This is a genomic window from Bacillus manliponensis (assembly GCF_000712595.1).
Lineage (GTDB): Bacteria > Bacillota > Bacilli > Bacillales > Bacillaceae_G > Bacillus_A > Bacillus_A manliponensis.
In genome coordinates, this window is the sequence record NZ_JOTN01000004.1 from 36,714 (window position 1) to 57,351 (window position 20,638).

The following is a 20,638-nucleotide window of genomic DNA, read 5'->3' on the forward strand; positions in this document are numbered from 1 at the left end:
TTTGTACTTTAAGGGAGGAATTACCATGAAATTTTCAATTAACGAACGTAAAGATGTATTACGTGGTGTGCATAAACAAGAGTTAGACGTAGTTGTAATCGGCGGAGGAATTACAGGAGCAGGTATCGCATTTGATGCTGCAAAACGAGGATTATCTACAGTTGTCTTTGAAATGCAAGACTTTGCAGCAGGTACATCAAGCCGTTCTACAAAGCTTGTACATGGTGGTTTACGTTATTTAAAACAATTTGAAGTGAAGATGGTAGCGGAAGTTGGTAAGGAGCGTGCGATCGTATATGAGAACGGTCCCCATGTAACAACACCAGAGTGGATGCTACTTCCATTCCATACAGGCGGAACGTTTGGTGCATTCAGTACATCAATCGGTTTACGTGTATATGATTTCTTAGCAGGCGTTAAGAAAAGCGAGCGCAGAAAAATGTTCAGCCGTGAAGAAACGATGAAGAGAGAACCGCTTGTAAAACAAGAGGGCTTAAACGGTGGCGGTTACTACGTAGAGTACCGTACGGACGATGCTCGTTTAACAATTGAAGTAATGAAAGAAGCGATTGTACAAGGTGCAAAAGCGGTAAACTATGCAAAAGTAGATGGCTTCTTATATAAAGATGGTAAAGTATGTGGCGTACGTGTTGTTGATTTATTAGATGGCGAAGTATATGAAGTGTACGGTAAGAAAATTGTAAATGCGGCTGGTCCTTGGGTAGATACACTTCGTGAAAAAGATAACTCGAAAAAAGGAAAAGTACTTCAGTTATCAAAAGGTGTTCACGTTGTAATCGATCAAAAACGTTTCCCACTAGGGCAAGCAATTTACTTTGATACGCCAGATGGACGTATGGTGTTTGCGATTCCGCGCGGTAATAAGACATATGTAGGAACGACAGATACGTTCTATGATAAAGATGCAGCGATTCCGAAAATGACGACAGAGGACCGTGCATATATCATCAATGCGATTAACTACATGTTCCCAACTGTAAAAATTACAGAGAAGGACGTAGAATCAAGCTGGGCAGGCGTACGTCCACTTATTTACGAAGAAGGAAAGAACGCATCTGAAATTTCTCGTAAAGATGAAATTTGGACGTCTGACTCTGGTCTAATTACAATTGCTGGTGGTAAGTTAACAGGATACCGCAAAATGGCGGAAATGGTTCTTGACTACGTAACATCTCTATTACAAAAAGAAGGTCAAGGTTCTTACCCGGCGAGTGCAACGAAAAACATGCCAATCTCTGGTGGTCATGTTGGTGGATCGAAAAACCTTCCAGCATTCATCGCATCGAAAGCAGAAGAAGGAAAAGCGTTCGGCTTAACGAAAGAAGAAGCAGAGCACTTTGCGAAGTTCTACGGCTCAAACGTTGATATTTTATTTGGCTTAGCAAAAGAATATAAAGAAGTAGTGACTCGTTATAACATGCCGCTAGAAGTGTTACTACCACTTGTATACGGTATGGAATACGAAATGGTTGCAAAACCAATCGACTTCTTCATGCGCCGCACAGGAGCGATTCTTTTCAATATTGACTGGGTATACAAATGGAAAGATGCAGTTATCGCTTACATGGCAGACAGCTTAGGCTGGAGCGGAGAAGAGAAAATGAAATACGCAGCAGAACTAGAAGCTGCTTTAATTGATGCAGCTGTTCCTGTTGATCAGCAAGCACAAAAAGCTGAATTAGCTTAAAACAAAACCACCTGAGGGCTCTCCTTCAGGTGGTTTTGTTGTGTGTGCATTTTGTTATATGGAAAAGGTGAATCGCTGAATTCGACACAGGAATCGCTGGATAATCTTTAAAATCGCTGAATCCCACACTGAACTATAGCTCCTATTTCATACACTCCAAACTCTCCGAACCAGCTCCCGTCACAAAAGGACTCACTTCACCGACACTATAAAGCTGTAATTCATGCATTGCCCGTGTACAAGCAGTGTAGAATAATCTACGAAGACTCTCATCTCCGTACACGTCTTGAGAAGCGTCATAAATAATAACAGCATCAAATTCGATGCCCTTCGCTAAATAAGCAGGGATGACGACGACGCCTTGTTCGTATTCAGCTGAGTTACTTTTCACGAGTTTCATATCCTCAACACTACCGAGGGCATCATATGCAGCCACGCTTTCAGCAGCGGATTTGCATATAATTGCAATCGTATTGTACTGCTGTTTTCGTAATGCAGCGACTTTAGAAATGATGTGCTCGTGCAGTTCGGAATGATTTGAAACTTTAGTTAGTACAGGCTTTTCACCGTCACGTTCAAAGGCGGTAATCTTTTTGCCTTCCGGTACGAGATTCCGTGTGAATTCAATGATTGGTTTTGTTGATCGGTAGCTACGAGTTAAATTGATACCGTACGTTTCATCCGGTCCGTATAAGTTAGTAAGTGTATGGAAATCAACTGTTTCGCTAGCGTGAGCAAATATTGCTTGGTTAAAGTCCCCGAGTACCGTCATTTTTGCTGCTGGGAATAGACGTTTTAAAAACTCAAATTGAAACGGAGAATAATCTTGTGCTTCGTCTACGAGCATATGTTTAATTGAAGTGTTGATTTGGAAACCTTCAATTAACTCTTTTAAAAGTAAAAAGGGAGTCGCATCCTCGTAAAATAGTTTTCCTTCATCTATCATGTTAATCGTTAGCGAGCAAATATCGTCCCATTCTTCAGGTGTTTCGCTAGTAATCCACGCTGGATCTGTGAAGAGCTGTTTATATATTCTTGTGAAATTGATGAAACGTAACGCTTGAATTCCTTTTCGCAGTGGTTTCAATTTTTTACGGACAATCATACGTCCAAGTACTTTCGTTTCTTCTTCATAATCATTGAAGGAGTTTTCATCAAATTCGCCTTTTTTCTGTAAATAATTATAGGCTTTTTGGTATTCGTCTTTACTAAGGAGCTCAATTTCCTCCTGTACCCACGTTTTCGTTAGTTCTGTTTTTTCAAGTTCATTTATTTGCTTATCGAGCCATTCTGTTAATTTCTCGATTCTATTATGGAAGCGAAGGGAGGTATCAGTATGGTAAAATCTTTCTGCAATTTGTTTAGCAGAAACAATTGTTTTCCCTCTAAATTTCATTCCTTTAAACAACATACCGGAAAATTCGAGAGATTGTCTGTACGCTCTAATCGTCTCGAAAAAGTGAGTCGATGCTTTAAAACGAATGCTTGCATTTCTAGTCTTATAGGAAGGACTATTCGTTTCTGTTAATATATACTCCAATTGCTCGTAAGGATCTTCAACATCAAATGACTTGCTTAGTCTATGATTTAAGTATTCTTGGAATGTAACTTGCTGCATATTTTCTTCACCAAGCTCTGGCAATACGTTAGATACGTAACTGTTAAACATTGAGTTAGGAGAGAAGAGAATAATTTGATCAGCTTTTATCCATTCGCGATACTTATAAAGTAAGTAAGCAATGCGCTGTAAGGCAGCAGATGTTTTACCGCTTCCGGCAGCGCCTTGAACGATGAGTAGGCGTCCTTCATCGTGTCTAATAATTTGATTTTGCTCGCGCTGAATGGTAGCAACTATACTTTGCATATGTTTGTTTGTGCCTTTTCCAAGCGCTTGTTGTAAAATTTCATCACCAATTGTGATGCTTGTATCGAACATCGAATCAATCATGCCACCTTGAATAATGTATTGCATTTTTTTCTCGATATTTCCGTGAATAATACCTTCAGGTGTCGTGTACTGAGCTGGACCAGGTGGATAGTCGTAATAAACACTCGAAATCGGTGCGCGCCAATCGTATATAAGAAAGTTTTCTCCACTTGCATCGGTGAGTGTGGAGACTCCGATATACACTTGTTCTGGTGAAGTTTCTCCTTCTTCAGTAAAGTCGATTCGTCCAAAATAAGGTGTATGATGCATACGGCGTAGTGCAGCAAGTCGATTAAAGGTGTGCTTATGAGTAATTTGAGTGACAGCAAGGGACTGAGCTTGTTGTCTTAAACCAATAATTGTTTCAAGGTAGTCATCAAAAGTATCAGTATTCACTTTAACGTCATCCCAGAAGTGTTTACGAATGTTAATCACTTCTGCACGTCGTCTACCAGTTTCGTTTTCTAACTTATCAATTTGATCTGTAATCGTTTTGATGACGCCATTTAATCGCTTTTGTTCTTTTTGAAGTTCATGATTCATATTTACGCACTCCTTTAAAAAAATAGATGTTGACTGAAGAGAGATTTTGTTGTACAATTAGAATAAGGATAACTACGAAGTTATTTATATAAAAAGTGTTTCTGTTCTAATTTATCATATTTTTTAATGAGATACAACTCTAATTTCCTTTTTTGTTTTTGGGAGTTAGGGTTTTTTGTTTTGGTTCTGAATAGGGAAGTGACTGAAAAAAGTATTAAAGTGACTGAATTGACTGCAAAATGATGATGAATTTGGACTTATAAGTACAATTAATGAAAGGGACGTCGAGTAGACGTCCCTTTTTTGATTTAGGATATGTAAAGTGACGATAAAGTCGTTAAAAAATGCAAGTCATTCTATTCAACAATCGGACCGAATTGTTGAGGGATTATAGACAGTAGACATCCTACTTGAATAAGATTAATGGTAAAATTGAGAAGTATGGAAGACTTGATAAACTAGTTGGCTACAATTAAAAGGATCTTAATATTAAAGAAGGAAGTGCAAAACTATGGATTTCGAAACAGTTATGCAGGAGCTTGAAGCCCTCGGTAAAGAACGAACTAAAAAAACGTACATATCCAATGGTGCGCATGAGCCGCTTTTTGGTGTAGCTACAGGTGCTATGAAACCAATCGCAAAGAAAATAAAAATAAATCAAAGTTTAGCTGAAGAGCTTTATTCTACAGGTAACTACGACGCAATGTACTTTGCAGGCGTTATTGCAAACCCAAAAGCTATGAGTGAGTCGGATTTTGATCGTTGGATGGATGGGGCATATTTTTATATGCTGTCCGATTTTGTGGTGGCAGTAACTTTATCAGAGTCAGATCTTGCACAAGATGTTGCTGATAAATGGATTGCAAGCGGTGATGAGCTGAGAATGTCAGCGGGCTGGAGTTGCTACTGCTGGCTTTTAGGGAATCGCCGAGACAATGAATTTTCCGAAAGTAAGATTTCCAATATGCTTGAAATTGTGAAAAATACGATTCATGAGTCGCCAGAGCGAACGAAATCCGCTATGAATAATTTTCTATACACCACGGGGATTTCATATTTGCCGCTACATGAAAAGGCAGTCGAGACCGCAAAGGCAGTCGGTATAGTAGAAGTAAAACGGGACAAGAAAAAAAGCAGCTTTCTAAATGCTTACGAAAGTATTCATAAAGAAATTGATAGAGGAAGACTTGGTTTCAAACGTAAACATGTAAGATGTTAAAAAGTAGGATTCGGGAATCCTGTAAAATATTCAATCTTTGTATAGATACATCTATTTCTTTATCCCAGAAAAGAGCGTTATTTTTTGAATAAAACTTAGATTTTTAACCCCGTTCTAAACTTAGAACGGGGTTATGCTTGTTTGAGTTTGTAAAATGAAATAACTTTATTGTCATTTTACAGGATGGTAAAGGGAATGAGATCAAGAGATACATCGAAAGCTTTTATTTGTGAGTGAATTAAGCAATTGTCGTGGTATGGAGAGCAGTTCGTATTAGTAAGGATGCAAGACGATGTTATCCAACTGATAGTAAATGGATAGTTAAACTGGACTAGACAAAAAGTTAAGGCCGAGTTCACCACAACTAATATAATTAGAGGGAAGTTCACATGATAAAAAAATAAAGAGAACGATGTACATTTACTTTTCTTTGGGGCACCCTCCATTACATTGCATTTATGGCAAATCAGCCTTAATTTCCACACTTTCATCTGAAATAGATTGGTCTGACTTGGAAATTTTAATTTTCTCGATTAGCATAAAAATTCGTGAATAAACCTCATTAACGGCTTTTTTATCGTCTAATTTATCATTTAGCGATAGTTCCCAGTGCCTAACGATTTCATTTGTATTGATATAACCGGTAGTATAACTTTTATTTTTAACTTTGATTGCTTGATCATATGTTGTTTGATTGTCTGCAAAGGGTAAATATGATTTTTCAGATTGCATAAAAAAGAAAGGTATGTTGGACTGATTATAAACGTCTGCATATTGATTTTCAGACGCTTGAGTCAAATGTTCCTTAGTAATAATAATTCCATCATATGATGCTAAGTTTTGTTTTTGGAAATCAGTAAAATCTATAGATACTAGATTGATGTTTTTTTCATCACTTTTGGTATTTCTCCTACAACACCAACTTTTAATTCTTGACTAGTGTATTCTTTTACATTTGTACTTTTGTTTGCAACTTTGGAGTTGCAAGCTGTTAATAGAATTACGGTTAATATAATTAATAAAGTATTAACGGTGAGATTTCTATGAAATTTCATTTTAATTTCTCCTTCATTTTTAAATGTGTAATTTTACTACCTTTAAAGCATCTTACGCATAAGAATGAATATTCCTGCTTCCCGTTCAGAATAAAAAGAATCGTCTCTATAAATACTTGACCTTCTATAACTATAACGTATCTAATTTCTTTTATTCCCTTAATATCCCACTTGATAAAGTTTATTATATTGAATATTTTTACAATTAAATAAGAAACAATTGTATAATGAAATTAATAAATATTAAAAGGAGAACTAGTCAAATGGCACAAATACAAAAAGAAGAGCGTCCTAGTCGAGTGCGAAATTGGATGAAAATTATAGGGGTTTTTCTAATTTTGCAGTGTATTTTTATTATTTGTGATATGTTTTCGTGGGCACCGAACCTGAATGACGAAGGAATATCAGTAGTGAACAAACTTTCTGAGTGGAAGCTTTTTGCACAGTGGTTCACTCCTTATAACACTGTAGAATTTAACATACTTACAGCAATTTTGACTGTTATATTGCTTCCTGCTGCATGTATAAGCGCGATAACAGATAAAAAATGATGCTGTAAACAGCCTATGTAGTTACATAAAATTGTCTTTTAGAAAAATAACTCCTTATGTAGAACGTATCTAAAGGGGTTATTTTTATTTTGAATAGAAAGGAATTCAAAATAATGAATTTAGAAGAGAAGATACTGGCATGTATAAACGAAATATATCGAGTGGATGTTACGAAAATTGAAGCAGTAACAAATGAAATGTACAAGTGTATGACAAAGCAAGGAGATTACTTCGCTAGAGTTACAAACTATAAAACGTATGAAGAACAGTTAGAAGAAGTGACATATACAGACTTTTTATATCAGGAAGGTTTAGGGGTTCCGCAAATTATCACTTCTTTACACGGAAATTTAGTAGAAAAAATAATAGTAGATAAAGAGCTATTTGTTGTATTGTATAAAGCTGCTCCGGGTATACATTTACCAAGAAGCGAGTGGAATGCTTCTATATTCAAAAAGTTAGGTCAGGAAATAGGTAAATTACATCGTATATCTCAAACATTTGAAAGCATGGAGCCGATCAAATATATAAACGATTGGCATGACAATGAAGAATATTTTTTTCTTAACTATATCCCAAAAGAAGAAAGTATCATTCGAGAAATTGCGCAAGACGTTTTATCTGCAATTAAGGAGTTACCAAAGAGTCCTTCAAATTACGGCTTAATACACGGTGATGTATGGTTAGAAACGTATTGGTAGAAAAAAATCTGAATGTAACAATGATTGATTTTCAAGATTGTGAGAAACACTTTTATGTATTTGATTTAGTAGTTCCAATTTATAGTGCACTAGAGTATTCGTTTGCAGGAAATGGAAACATAATGGATTATCGAAATGCTATTACAGAGGCAATCATTGAAGGGTACCGAGAGGAATATGAAATATCTCAAGATATGATAGACAAGCTGCCGCTATTTATGAAGTTAAAAGAGATATTTGAATATAGTTTAATGCATATGTATTGGAACAAAGAAGAATTGTCGGAAGAGCAAGTGCGAATTATGAATTTGTATAGAATAAAGATTGAAAATAATTATTCTGTTCTTACTGTATGAGATATTTGATTACCATAATGATTCAAAACGTATACCTTTGCAAAAAAAGGTATATAAATACAAGTTAAAAAACGAACAACCCACTCTTCTTTTTCGGTAGAAGAGTGGGTTCCTCCATGTGCAGTAGCGGTCAGGGCTTTTTCCTACCGCGCGCTATGTTACAACAAATGGATGAAATGAGTACGGTTGTCATTCTTATATACGTGGCAGCTACTTTTGTGTGAAATGGTCAAGTTGGATATATATACGTTTTTTAAATCTATCAACCTTGAATCGTATGTGAAGTTAAAATGTCAATTCTGCAATCGTCTCACCAAACAAAATCATGCCGTTCTTTCGAAATCCAAGTGAAGTGTATAAGTTCTCAGCCTCGCTATTTGCAGGTTCATAACCAATAAGGACTTTATGGCAATCTTCCTTTGCTTTCAGCAGTTCAATTACTTGAGAGATTGCAGCGCGTCCGTATCCTTTTCGTTGATGTTTCGCATCAATTAAAAGTCTATAAATCCAGTAGTTTCCATCATCAGGGTCAAGTCCATACATAACAAATCCAACCATTGTATCATCATGGTAGATAGCTAATGGAACAAATGTAGGTTGAAACTTTGATTCAGCGATGGAGTAGAGGTTTGATGCGACAAATCCGCTTTGCTCCGGAGTAGCTTTTAACTCAATACATTCTTCCCAGTTTTCCAACGTTATTTCACGAAGTGTTGTAGACATTTTGGTTATATTCACCCTTTCATGAGTTTTTATCTTAGATAAAAAAGTGTCCAAAATCAATAGAGTTGTATATCACATTAACTACCTTAAATATCGAACGATAAAATCCTGTCGAAACTTTTAACATTTTTCACAATTTATTCAAAGTAACCACACTTAATCTCGCTATATTAAATAAGAAATTTATTCGTATAGGGAAGGTTAGGGGAACAAAATATGAAACTAAATCGTTCGCTGCATTATATTTTTTGGAGGTGGCATTTTTATGCAGGCCTTTTTATTACGCCACTTCTTATTACATTGTCGCTTAGTGGGATTGGGTACTTATTTCGGGAGGAAGTTGAAAACTTCATCTATAAAGATTTATATTTTGGGAAGAGCTCACAGACAGAATCTATTTCGATGTCTGATTCTATTTCATTAGTAGAGGAGAAATATCCACATTACAGTGTGACAAAAGTCAGTGAATTTGATGAGGATTATAATACGAGGCTCACAATCGCAAATGAATATACAGGGCAGCAAAAATATGTGTATGTAGATGACAATAATCAAATTGTTGGGGATCAAAACGCGAGTGAAACGTTTGCGAATATTATGCGTGAACTCCACAGTTCTCTCTTAGTAGGCGGTACAGTTGTCAACTACTTAGTAGAACTTGCGGCGTGCTGGACAATCTTTTTAATTATCACTGGTTTATACATGAGTATACGCCAATTTAAAAATACACCTGCATCAAGCAAACGAGAACGAGCGAAACGCCGTCATTCCATAATCGGTATTATATTTACAATTCCTCTCGTACTTTTAGTTGTTACAGGGCTACCGTGGTCAGCGTTTATGGGAAATCAAGTTTACAAAATCGCTACGTCGAATGAATCACTTGGATATCCAAAATTATATATGGCTCCGCCAGAGTCAGAGTTTAAAGAACTGCCATGGGCAACGAGGAAGGAAACACATCCTGAATCGCATATGAATGAGCAACACGTAATCTCAATTGATGAGCTACAGCAATCGATTCAAATTGAAAAACCATATGTCATTTCATTGCCGCATGATCCAAAAGGGGTATTCGTTGTTTCAAAATCGAGTGGTTCTGGTATCACAGGTATGCACGTAGCACCAAATGAAGAAATTACAGCTTACTTTGATCAATATAGTGGAGAATTGATTTCTAAAATTGATTATCGTGACTACGGATTATTTGCACAATGGTTTTCTTACGGCATTCCGCTTCATGAAGGTCATTTATTCGGCTGGCCCAATAAAATACTGTGCTTACTAACGACATTATCTTTATTACTACTTATTTATTTCGGAATAAAAATGTGGTTAGCAAGAAAGCCAAAAGGAAAATTAGCAGCACCACCAAAACAAAAAGATAAGAAAAGCGTGGTTGCTTTCATTATCATTATGATTTTATTAGGGGTTGTCATGCCTTTATTTGGGTTATCTGTGTTATTGATTTTTATTTTGGAGCTTTTATTATGGGGATTTTCGAAAGTGCGAGGGCGTAAATAAAATGAAAAGACCACCTTTGGGTGGTCTTTTCGTATTATTAACTACTATCAAATTTCTCATGTTGTTAAAAATGAAGCAGTTCACTTTATTTTGTAATGAAGTTCAACAAACTGACCGTAATGTTTTGCGTTTAATAACGTTAAATCAATTTCTGGATTCTTTTCTTTAAATAATGGAATACCAGTACCTAATATGTGAGGGGTAATCGTAATAATATACTCATCAATTAAATTTTCCTTTAGAAAATTCACGAGTAAATGTCCGCCGCCAACTACCCATATTTTAGATCCTTCTTGTTCTTTTAACTTTTTTGTAAATTGTACTACATCTTCATTTACAAACTCTACATGTTCATTGGAACCTGTTTCAGAACTCGTAAAGACGTAACATTTTTTATCGGGATAAGGGAAGGAGTCTGTTTCATTTAATATCCAATCATACGTCCTTTTTCCCATAATGACAGTATCAATGGATTCATACATTTCTGCATAACAACCATTTTCGCCTCCTGTTTCTGTTTCCATTAACCATCGTAAATCGTCATCCTCTTTTGCAATAAATCCATCTAAACTCGTGGCGATAAATAAAATAATTTCACGTGTCATATAATCCCTCCTGATATATTATGAATATAATCGTTGTTTACAGTGCTATATTAACGATAAAACATGCCAAGTATTGTCATGTTAAAAGAAAAAAGGTGAAAAAACATGTCAAAAGCAAAACGTTTATTAGATATTCTTCTGTTTGCTACTACAAAAAGACAATTTACTGCTCAAGAAATTGCAGATGAGTTTAACATATCAATTCGTACGGTCCATAGATATATCATCGATTTGGGTGAGATGGGCTTACCGATTTACGCTGAGCAAGGGCGTAACGGCGGTTATAAAGTTTTAACAGGTAAAATGCTTCCGCCTCTTTTATTTACAGAAGAAGAAGCTGTTTCCGTTTTCTTTGCTTTTCAATCGTTACAATATTATCGGAATTTACCTTTTGATGCTGAAATAAACTCAGTTACTCATAAATTGTATAATTCCCTTCAAAATGATGCGAAACGAAAAGTGGATAAGGTTCGTTCCTACATTGCTTTTTGGAATCCAAAAAGAATCATTGAAACACCACTTTTAAAAGAAGTATTAACATTAACGATTGAAAATAAAAATTTCCGTTTTCAATATGAATCGAAAGCTGGAATAAAGGAAAAGTATGTGCATCCTATCGGTGTATATGCACATGATGGTTTATGGTATTTACCAGCGTATGACTTTCATAAAGAAAAAATATTACTATATCGTGTAGATCGCATTGTTTCCATACAATCTACGGAACAATGTAAAGATACATTTATTAATTTAGAAGAATGGTTTTCCTCTTACACAGTAACGAACCCAACTCAGCTTCACGTCGAATTAAGAAAAGAAGGAGTTCGTCAATGTAAAAGTGTGCCCTATCTCCAAGAGTACGTAGTGATAAATGAGGACGGGACAGGATATATTAACTCGGCAATTGATGCGAATGAAATTCATTTTATTACACCGTTATTTTATCGACTTGGGAAAGATGCAAAGGTTGTAGAACCTAAAGAATTAATAGATTCTTTACGTATACATGCGGAGGAGATTTTACATATGTATAGTGGATAAAAAGGTGTAAGAGGATCTACTTATACTTAAGTTAGTATCATTATATTTTTTATAGATTTTAGCAGTAATCTTTCTTAATATTGAACAAGTGAGATCTGAGAGGGGAGATAATATGTTACATACATCTATATTGGAAGATGGATTAACGATTATGTCGTTATGTAAAAAACAAACAGGTGACATTTGGCATGCTCATTATGGTGCGGCAGCTATCGGTAGTTACTTTTTTGTGAAAAATAATGAAAATTTAAGTCAAGAACTTGCGCAGCTTGTCTTTACTCAAGCTGGTACGATGGCTAATAAAGTAATAGATAGGAATATTGAACGACGCAGCACCTATTGCGACGAAGGAAGTTCCGTAATGGCTATACTTGAAGCACTCGATAAAACGATAGATCAGCTTCATTGGGTTGGTCATAATGTCATATACGCGGCAGCGAGTTTGTCGGCTATTCATGAATTGAAAGGTTGGGGCAGTACTGAGGATATTGCTGGAATAACTGATCTTATTCAATCGTTTGAAAGGACAATTCCGGGAAGATCATGGATTGGGTTTTCTGCTTCTGAAGTAAAAAGGATGACCATTACAGATGAGGATGGATTTCCAACTATATCAAAGCCAAGTGAACTTTCTTTACTCGTTTTGGAAGAGTTAGCACAGTTCCCAGTCATTTATCGAGCTGAATCGCATCACGATTTAATTGGTCACATGCTGACTTTTTCACATGCGTTAAACATTTTATTTGACCTTGGGCATACTTCGTTTTTTAAGCGTGGATTACTACCTGTTTTTAAATTAATGAAAGTTCTCCGAAGCAGTAGGGATATGAAACATGAGGATTCGATCAAGTTGGTTTCACCTGTCGATCGTCTACCTTTACAACGAGCAAAACGAGCAGCCGAGCTTCCAGGCGAGATTGCATTTTGGGAAAAGGACTACAGTAAGGAAGATTGGGATTATGGTCACGTATTTAAATTCTCTCATAGCTTCTACGACCATTTACGACGAGTAGAACAATTGAAAGAAACCTATTTTGAAAATTTCCGATATGTAATTGGCCAATCGTCACCATTTGAATGAATAAAAAAAGATAAGTACTCATAATGAGTACTCATTAACATTGGAGTTTACTTTGAAAAGCCTAGGGAGAGGCTCTTACACTTTGATGATATCACATTTTAAATATTTGGATGTTGAGAAATAAAAAAGAGACCCAACACTGAGTCTCTTTACCTAGGGGATCTAGCCTTCTCAGGAACAAAGAATGGCTGATTTTATCGTAACATGGTTATGAGAATAGCATTGTAAAATTTATGTGAATTCGGGTTGTAATAGACCTATATAGTGGTATTTCTGTACATAGCTCATCTAACAATATAGGTGAGCATTTTTATTTATTTTAATATAGAGTGTTTAAAAGGAGATGATAATTTGTTAGATTATATTTGGCTGGATGACGAATCTCCTATCTTACAACAAGTTCCAAAGGGGTTCCAATCCGCAGCAATATTACTTCACCCTTTTGTTCAAATGCCTTTAGGGTGGGAAAAATCAATGAGAAAAAGACAATACCAACATATTTATCCAAATGATGAAGAGGCATTGAACATTGGAAAATCAGTTCCTTGGCGGGAAATCATGTCTCAGAGTAGTTTGAATTCTTACAACGAATTAGCGATAGCTTTAATAACATCTATTGGTGCTTTCAAGAAAGAATATAAAAGGACGGATTTAGCTAATAAGTTAAATTCAAATCTTAATTCAGACCTCTTTTATCCAACAGAAGATAGTACATCAGTGTTTTTACTGGATAATTTATTGAAAGTCGTCGGTTCAAAGGGAGCAAGTAAATTATATTTTTCAGACCCACTATCCGATAACAGTGGAGTATTAAATATAGAAGATACTAACTCGCTAGACATATGTAACCTATTTGGTCCGGAGTTAATTGTGACTGATGAAAATATGGATTACGCGTTTATGAGTTTGTATGATTCTTTTACAACTTTATTGTTTGCGAAGGATAAAAATATTGAGCACATTGTTCAGTTGCTAGATTGTGAAGCTATAATATGTGAACAAGAAACGGCTATTAACTGGTATTTTTAATAAATCTACGAAAACAATGAGCATATAATATAGCAGCGGACAATAGCGATATGGATGGCGCTGATCTTGATTAAGATAATGAAACAGGTTAATGATGAAGCGTTATATTGGGAAGTGTGGCAAGATGGGGATTACAGGGCAAATAATAGGAGTATTTTTAATTTTAATAGGAAGTCATATTTAGAGAGAAATGGAAAAATGGTAATAAAACTGCTGTCATTGGGGAGTTATATTTAATTATTATCGCTACAGTTTTAAATATCGGTGGTTTTGTGGTATATGTAGGGATAGTACTATTAGGAATTATGCTTGTTATATATCCATAAATCATTATAAAGGTAACATTTTCCTAGCTAAAATTATTGATTTTTAGTATGAAAACCGGGGAAAGAGAAGGTTTACCGATGAATGATGAATATACGTATAAGCAAACTAGGAGGGTGATTATGAATATAGAGAGGATAGAAGTAGATGGGCGAAATATTGCCGTCGTGAGAAGCAGTAAGATATTAATATACGATGTTCAGTCAGCATTAGATTTTATGGCAACCGTACAATATGAAGCAGGATGCAATCGCATCATTATAAACAAATCTCTACTAAAAGAAAGCTTTTTCGATTTGAAAACACGCCTTGCAGGCGAAATCTTTCAGAAGTTCGTCAATTATCAAGTGAAAATTGCAATTATTGGAGATTTTTCTGCGTATTCAAGTCAAAGCTTAAAAGATTTTATCTATGAATGCAACCTCGGAAACGATTTCTTTTTCTTACCAACCGAACAACAAGCGATTGAAAAGTTAAGCACGTTGAAGTAGAAGATGGAAAGGTTATATTAAACCCGATAGGTACAGAGTAAAGTAAGTAGTATTCTAGGCTAACTAGTTAATAAAAACAATAATCTTCCACAACTAATCATATTTGTGGGAGATTATTGTTTTTAAATGGCTTTATTGTTGTTTACTTTGAGGGGTACCGCCACATCGCCATCAATTCAAGAATTCAGGATTACCCCAAAACGATAAAAATGAGCTCAATTCTTGTGGGCACCTATGAAAAGATGAAATTTTCACTTTAGAGACCCATCAAAATGTTAGCTTGATGGGCATGTGTCGAGACCCCAATAAGATACGATTAAATTCCCTTTTTATGGTGTTATATTTACAGGAGCTTATTCAGCTAAAGCTGCAGGTTAGTTGAAGAGAGGATTTTTTAATTCTGATAAATGCTAGGGGGAAAACAATGGTTAGATTAGAAGAAATGAAATCAAATGAGTTTCAAAGGTATCTCAGTTATGCAATTTAAAATTATGCAGATGATCACGCAAAAGCTGGTAATTGGAATGAGCTAGAAGCAATTAGTAAGGCGACTAAAGAATTTGAAAAGCTATTACCAGAAGGGGAAAAAACGGTTAATAATAAGCTATGTATAATTCGAGATGAAGAGCAAGAAATGGGTATGATTTGGCTTGCTTAACAGTCAACTGAAAAAGGATTTATTTATGACATAAACATCTGGGAAGGTAATCAAGGTCGTGGTTATGGAAAAAAAGCAATGAAAGAAATAGAAATCGTGGCAAAAAAATTAGAACGATTAGAGTGTCATTTATACGGACAGTTAATTAGTATCCTCCTTTGTTCCTCCACTATGTTTCAAATGCGCCAATTACTCCTCGCCAAGAAGAAACGAGAGTTGAGTGAATATAAAGCGATTTATATTATCAAAGATTATTTTCCACTTCTTTATCAAGCTTTACAAAAAGACACCCCAGAGATATCAAAGATACTACTTCGTTTGTTTAATCTTCTACAGAGAAATGGGCGAGAATCCCATAGATATGAGAAGAAAACAGTCTTTGATATCTTAGGCATCGTATACAACTTTTCTATGTCTCACAAACATGTAGCGTAATCCAAAAAAATGAAACCCGATATGGTTTATTTGGTATGCAAATCTTTAAAGAACTTACACTGGATCTATAGAAAAAACCTCACGTGAAATTAAACTTATATAATCTTAGCTTGATGGCGATGTGGCGATACCCATATAGAATAAAGTTTATATTTTTATTAGAATATTCTAATAAATTTTTATAAAGTTTTCTTAATATTTACATTTTCAATACATACATTTTATACTTAAATTGTTAGAAAAATACATTTAAGGGGGATAAAACAATGAAAATGGAAATTATTAGTGAAGCAAACACAGTTGTTGAAGTTGAAAATAACATGCAACAATACCCATTTGAAGTGTAGTATTGTGCAAAGTAAGATTATATGAGAGGAGGTGACAAAGGATGAAAATGGAAATTATTAGTGAAGCAAACACAGTTGTTGAAGTTGAAAATAACATGCAACAATACCCATTTGAAGTGTAGCATTGTGCAAAGCTACATAATCTAGGTAAAAGCAAAGGGGTTACTCCATAGGAATTGAATATTAAGCTGTTTCTATGTTGATTGCATAAGCACAAGATGGGTTTTCTGAAAATTCCTTCAAAGAAGAACTTCTGTGCTTATGTATCCTTCTTTGCATGAGTTTAAATGTACCTTAATTAACAATAAATAATTCGAGAAAGAAGTTAAATATCGCAAGATTCATATGTTACATATTTAAGAGTTTATCTAATGTTCTGTCTTTTGCATGTGAGTGACTTATAAATCGATAGAGATAAACCATAAAGTAAAGCTATTTATCAGATAGTTCTCTGTATACTGTATTTTCTATTTTTCTGTTTAAAAACTAATTTTTAAGAAGGAGGAAGCTAATTTACTTTAGATTGGCTATGTATAATGATGAATTACAATTTAAATGACATACCCGTAATTAACAAAACATACAATGAAACACCAAAAGGAAATGGGCAAGTTATTTCTACTGTTGATGGAGAAATAAAGATTTTGCAATGTTCACACGAAGTTTTAGAAAAAGTTCTATCTTTAATAAATGGGACTCGAACATTTGAAAAAATCGAGAATGAATTAGAAGAATTATATCCTTTAGATGAGATAAGAAATTTTTTATCCGCTTTGGTAAATGAGAGAATCATTTATCCAACTCCGGAAAGTAATGAGACTTTAGAGGGTGCCACTGTTTGTATTATCGGAAAAGGGCGACTAGCATCTGTAATGAATAAAGCAATAGGGTTAAGCCATCATAAAGAGTTTAAAACGATAACGTTCACTATAGATGAGTTTTTGTTAGGGCAGTCTATGATTGATTTTGATGTTGCCGTGTTTGCACCAGATCAATGTACTTATGAAGATATACTGTGTTTGAATAAAAAAATGCTTTCTAAAAATAAACCATTTATACAGTGTTACTTTGATGGTCGTGAACTAGGACTCGGTCCATTTTTTATTCCAGGTAAAACCGCATGCTTAGAATGCCAAACCATGTATCATATTAAAAATATTAACAATAAAATTTTTAATGGACAATTGATAGATACAGAAGATATCAAATCGCTATATTTTTCACATGAATTCCCTTATGCCTATAAAGATTCACAATTATTATATGTCGCTGATTTAATATGTCAGGACATAATTAGTTATTTACAAAAAGGGAATATGGAATTTGCAGATGTTAGAAAGTGTTACAAAGCGAATTCGCTTACATTTGATAATAGCTATACCTATTATCCGACAACAGAATGTAAGTGCTGTCGTGCTATGAATAATTCTTATACGAAGTGGAGAGAGGGTCTTCTCCCGAATTTCAAAGATACAAAAAATTCTTTAGAAAGAGAAATTTGTTATACTACTGGTGGATTGCGTTCTAAAACTGAAAAAGAAACAAAGCAGTTGATTGATGAGACGCTTGAACGAATCGGGTTAAAAATTGATGTCAAGCGTGCTGTAAGCAATCCTTTTAATCGTGTAGTACCTTGCTATAATGCTATATTGGATACTTCCCATAGTAACAAAACACCTTATTCCTTCCGAAAAACTAAAGCGTGGGGTAAAGGTCTAACTGAGATGCAGTCATACTTCTCTGCATCTTTTGAGATGTTTGAGCATATTGGACGTCAATATGTTGGTGATATACCCATTGTAGAAGCATCTTATAAAGATGTCGAGCAAAACGCAATAGAAATGAATACAATTGCCGAATCAATACAAAATAAAAATACAAGTTATGATAAATTTAATCCTAATACAGCAATTGACTGGGTTTGGGCGAAATCATTAGTGAAGGATGATTACAAACTTGTACCAGCTTTAATGGTGTTTATGGATGATGTAAATACAAAAGGTCGCTTCTATGGAGGATCCTCCACTGGACTCGCTTCTGCAACTACTATTGAGGATGCCATTCTTCATGCACTGCTTGAGATTATTGAGCATGATGCTTGGATGATTGGACAAGCCAATCAACATGTTCTGCCTCGTTTAGACTATATGACTTCAACAAACAAAGTATTGAAAGAGCGTATAGACATGGTGAAGGATATGGGGTATCAAGTAATAAGTAGAGATTACACAAACGATTTAGAAATTCCTGTATTCAGAACTTGGATTGTTAATCCTAACAATGATACGCATTTTGCTTTCAGTGGTTTTGGTGCTTCAATTTCACCTGAAATCGCATTGGAACGTTCCGTTACTGAAGCCATGCAAAGCGATGCACTGGTTGATCCCAATAATCCATTGAATAATAGCATTTCTGGAGCTAAGTTGTTATCAAGAGTCAACTCTATATATTCTCTCTCATATTTATATAAAAAAGACATTGCGGGAAAAGCATCAAGTATTTCAATGCTAGATAAACCTAACCTAAAAATACAAAGTGTTAACCAAGCGATTAAACATATCATTAAACAACTGAAGAAAAAAATACCTGGTTGTGATGTTTTATATGTCGATTTGACAAAGGATTCAATTAATATACCTACTGTTAGAGTTATTGTCACTGGTGATATACAAAGACTTAACCATCCTCTTATTTCAGTAAGCCCAAGAACACTTAATTTTGGTATCAATATGGGGTATTCTAATACACCAGCAACATATAGAGAATTATATCTTGGAGACTATCCGCATTAAAGAGGTAATCAGCATGTCTACAAATCAAATAACAATGAAAAAAAATCATATTCGTTTACGCCTTATTTCTGAAGGTATTCAAAATATATTATTTTATATGCTTTTCCCTTTCATGACTTTATATTTAACCAAAGCATGGGATGCGGGTATTGTTTCTATTGCTTTAGCAACTATTGCAGTTTTAGGAATGTTTTCTGGAATTTGGGGAGGGATTCTTGCTGATAGGTTAGGTAGGAAGCCTTTAATTATAATAACAAGCATAGGATTTCTAGTTGCTACTGCATTGTTTATTATTGGAAGATTAGTATTAAGTAATTTAATAATTTATATGAGTTTCGCTTTAATGAGTCTTACATATGCCGCATATTTACCAGTAGGGAAAGCCTATATTTCGGATTGGCTTGATGAAAAAGAACAGAAAAAAACTTATATATTATCCTATCAAATATTTAGTGTTTCAGTAACCATCGGGCCACTTATAGGTAGTTTTATATTTGATTCTATGCCGATATGGTTTGTTTGGATATCTTTAATTTCGGCTTTTTTGCTTCTTTTTATCTCTTTATGGGGAACTCCGGAATTTAGAGGTAATAAAAACTTGAATATAGAAAAAAAATCTAATAAAAGTAATTTCCTATCCACTTTAGCTCTTATAGGTAAAGATAAGCGACTATTCATTTTTGTACTAGCCAGTATCTTTGCAGCTCAGGCTTTCATGCAATTGGAAATATTGCTTCCTTCCAAAGTAATTGAGGACTTAACTCAAGGAGTATCCATGTTGGGTATTTCAATAAACGCTTCTCAATACTACGCATCCTTATTAATGACAAATGGTATTTTAGTAGTCATCTTTGGGAGTATTATAGGAAGGCTTTTATCTAAATATAGTACAAGGTTTAGCTTCGTAGGATCAAGTTTAATGTATGCTCTCTCTATGATTATCTTTTCATTTTCGCAAAGTTATATCATTTTTTTTATAGGAATAATAGTTTTTACAGTAGCTGAGCTACTTGTTGTGAGTACACAGGATGCATATATTGCGGGAATTGCTACTAGTAATCAAAAAGCGCAATATTTTGCTGCAGCCAATATGCGATATTCCATTAGTAAAATCTTTGCCCCTCAGCTATTAGTACTTGTACCATTTGTAAGCTATGAGGGAGCCTTTCTAATTGCAGCTTTTTCCGCAGTATTAAGTGCATTTTTCTTTTTATTGCTCTTTCAAAATACTAAATCACAAAACAAACATTGAAAATACAGTGTTAGAAGAAAGATAGAGATTAACAGTAAGCCCTCAATCAAACAATGTATCTAAACAGGCAGCGCCTCCTGGTACTATAAATGTATTAATTTAAGGGAGGTGCTTTTTTTATACTATGTCAATTTATAAAATATACTTTAACTTTTGCTACAAATTAAAAAAAGTTAAAATTCAACTTAACATAACACCTATACCGAGAACCAAGAAAAAACAAAAAAGCTCCTATTCGGTCAACAGAAGATGGTAAAAAGCACAAGTTACCCATTT

At 34.8% G+C, this 20,638-nt stretch carries 15 protein-coding genes and 2 pseudogenes; 12 read left to right on the forward strand and 5 right to left on the reverse strand.

Annotated elements, in window-relative coordinates; translation table 11 throughout:
- The first annotated feature begins 25 nt into the window (after window positions 1-25).
- Window positions 26-1,708 carry a glycerol-3-phosphate dehydrogenase/oxidase gene (locus BAMA_RS06210; protein ID WP_034637286.1) on the forward strand — a complete coding sequence of 561 codons (1,683 nt, stop codon included), beginning with the start codon at window positions 26-28 and terminating at the stop codon, window positions 1,706-1,708.
- Window positions 1,709-1,850: 142 nt separating this feature from the next.
- On the opposite strand, the gene helD is transcribed toward BAMA_RS06210, so the two are convergent.
- On the reverse strand, window positions 1,851-4,178 hold the full coding sequence (helD, locus tag BAMA_RS06215; protein WP_034637288.1) for an RNA polymerase recycling motor HelD: 2,328 nt from the start codon (window positions 4,176-4,178) through the stop codon (window positions 1,851-1,853).
- Between the two features lie 511 nt (window positions 4,179-4,689).
- Here helD and BAMA_RS06220 point away from each other — a divergent pair.
- Window positions 4,690-5,397, forward strand: coding sequence for a DNA alkylation repair protein (locus BAMA_RS06220; RefSeq protein WP_034637290.1), 708 nt, complete (start codon window positions 4,690-4,692; stop codon window positions 5,395-5,397).
- 456 nt (window positions 5,398-5,853) lie between these two features.
- Here the strand turns inward: BAMA_RS06220 and BAMA_RS06225 are convergent, their stop codons facing one another.
- A complete protein-coding gene (locus BAMA_RS06225) occupies window positions 5,854-6,195 on the reverse strand; it encodes a hypothetical protein (RefSeq protein ID WP_034637292.1) in 342 nt (113 codons plus the stop codon).
- 74 nt (window positions 6,196-6,269) lie between these two features.
- A complete protein-coding gene (locus tag BAMA_RS06230; protein ID WP_034637294.1) occupies window positions 6,270-6,452 on the reverse strand; it encodes a hypothetical protein in 183 nt (60 codons plus the stop codon).
- Between the two features lie 263 nt (window positions 6,453-6,715).
- Here BAMA_RS06230 and BAMA_RS06235 point away from each other — a divergent pair, with 263 nt between their 5' ends.
- On the forward strand, window positions 6,716-7,003 hold the full coding sequence (locus BAMA_RS06235) for a YfzA family protein (protein ID WP_034637297.1): 288 nt from the start codon (window positions 6,716-6,718) through the stop codon (window positions 7,001-7,003).
- A 113-nt stretch (window positions 7,004-7,116) separates the two neighbouring features.
- Window positions 7,117-8,060 (forward strand): annotated as a pseudogene (locus BAMA_RS06240) (phosphotransferase enzyme family protein).
- Between the two features lie 285 nt (window positions 8,061-8,345).
- On the opposite strand, the gene edeQ reads toward BAMA_RS06240, so the two are convergent.
- Window positions 8,346-8,783: an edeine self-resistance N-acetyltransferase EdeQ gene (gene edeQ / locus BAMA_RS06245; protein WP_034637299.1), complete on the reverse strand. Its 438-nt coding sequence runs from the start codon at window positions 8,781-8,783 to the stop codon at window positions 8,346-8,348.
- Window positions 8,784-8,999: 216 nt separating this feature from the next.
- On the opposite strand from edeQ, the gene BAMA_RS06250 reads away from it, so the two are divergent.
- The gene (locus BAMA_RS06250; RefSeq protein WP_034637301.1) at window positions 9,000-10,307 is read left to right on the forward strand and encodes a PepSY-associated TM helix domain-containing protein; all 1,308 of its coding nucleotides are present in this window, start codon (window positions 9,000-9,002) and stop codon (window positions 10,305-10,307) included.
- 80 nt (window positions 10,308-10,387) lie between these two features.
- On the opposite strand, the gene BAMA_RS06255 is transcribed toward BAMA_RS06250, so the two are convergent.
- The gene (locus BAMA_RS06255) at window positions 10,388-10,912 is read right to left on the reverse strand and encodes a dihydrofolate reductase family protein (protein WP_034637307.1); all 525 of its coding nucleotides are present in this window, start codon (window positions 10,910-10,912) and stop codon (window positions 10,388-10,390) included.
- Between the two features lie 105 nt (window positions 10,913-11,017).
- Between BAMA_RS06255 and BAMA_RS06260 the strand changes: the two genes are divergently transcribed.
- From BAMA_RS06260 to BAMA_RS06290, 7 genes and pseudogenes are all read left to right on the forward strand, one after another.
- Entirely contained in the window at window positions 11,018-11,953 is a 936-nt protein-coding gene (locus BAMA_RS06260) for a helix-turn-helix transcriptional regulator (RefSeq protein ID WP_034637308.1), read from the forward strand.
- A gap of 112 nt (window positions 11,954-12,065) precedes the next feature.
- Window positions 12,066-13,034: a hypothetical protein gene (locus BAMA_RS06265; RefSeq protein ID WP_034637309.1), complete on the forward strand. Its 969-nt coding sequence runs from the start codon at window positions 12,066-12,068 to the stop codon at window positions 13,032-13,034.
- Between the two features lie 351 nt (window positions 13,035-13,385).
- Complete coding sequence (locus tag BAMA_RS06270; RefSeq protein WP_034637311.1) at window positions 13,386-14,063, forward strand: DUF2711 family protein; 678 nt, start codon at window positions 13,386-13,388, stop codon at window positions 14,061-14,063.
- A 446-nt stretch (window positions 14,064-14,509) separates the two neighbouring features.
- Window positions 14,510-14,878: a DUF4180 domain-containing protein gene (locus BAMA_RS06275; RefSeq protein ID WP_034637312.1), complete on the forward strand. Its 369-nt coding sequence runs from the start codon at window positions 14,510-14,512 to the stop codon at window positions 14,876-14,878.
- A gap of 763 nt (window positions 14,879-15,641) precedes the next feature.
- Window positions 15,642-15,971 (forward strand): annotated as a pseudogene (locus BAMA_RS06280) (IS4 family transposase); the annotation flags it as partial.
- A gap of 883 nt (window positions 15,972-16,854) precedes the next feature.
- On the forward strand, window positions 16,855-19,110 hold the full coding sequence (locus BAMA_RS06285) for a YcaO-like family protein (protein WP_034637315.1): 2,256 nt from the start codon (window positions 16,855-16,857) through the stop codon (window positions 19,108-19,110).
- A 13-nt stretch (window positions 19,111-19,123) separates the two neighbouring features.
- Window positions 19,124-20,362, forward strand: a complete 1,239-nt coding sequence (locus tag BAMA_RS06290) for an MFS transporter (RefSeq protein ID WP_034637316.1) — start codon at window positions 19,124-19,126, stop codon at window positions 20,360-20,362.
- Window positions 20,363-20,638: the final 276 nt, after the last annotated feature.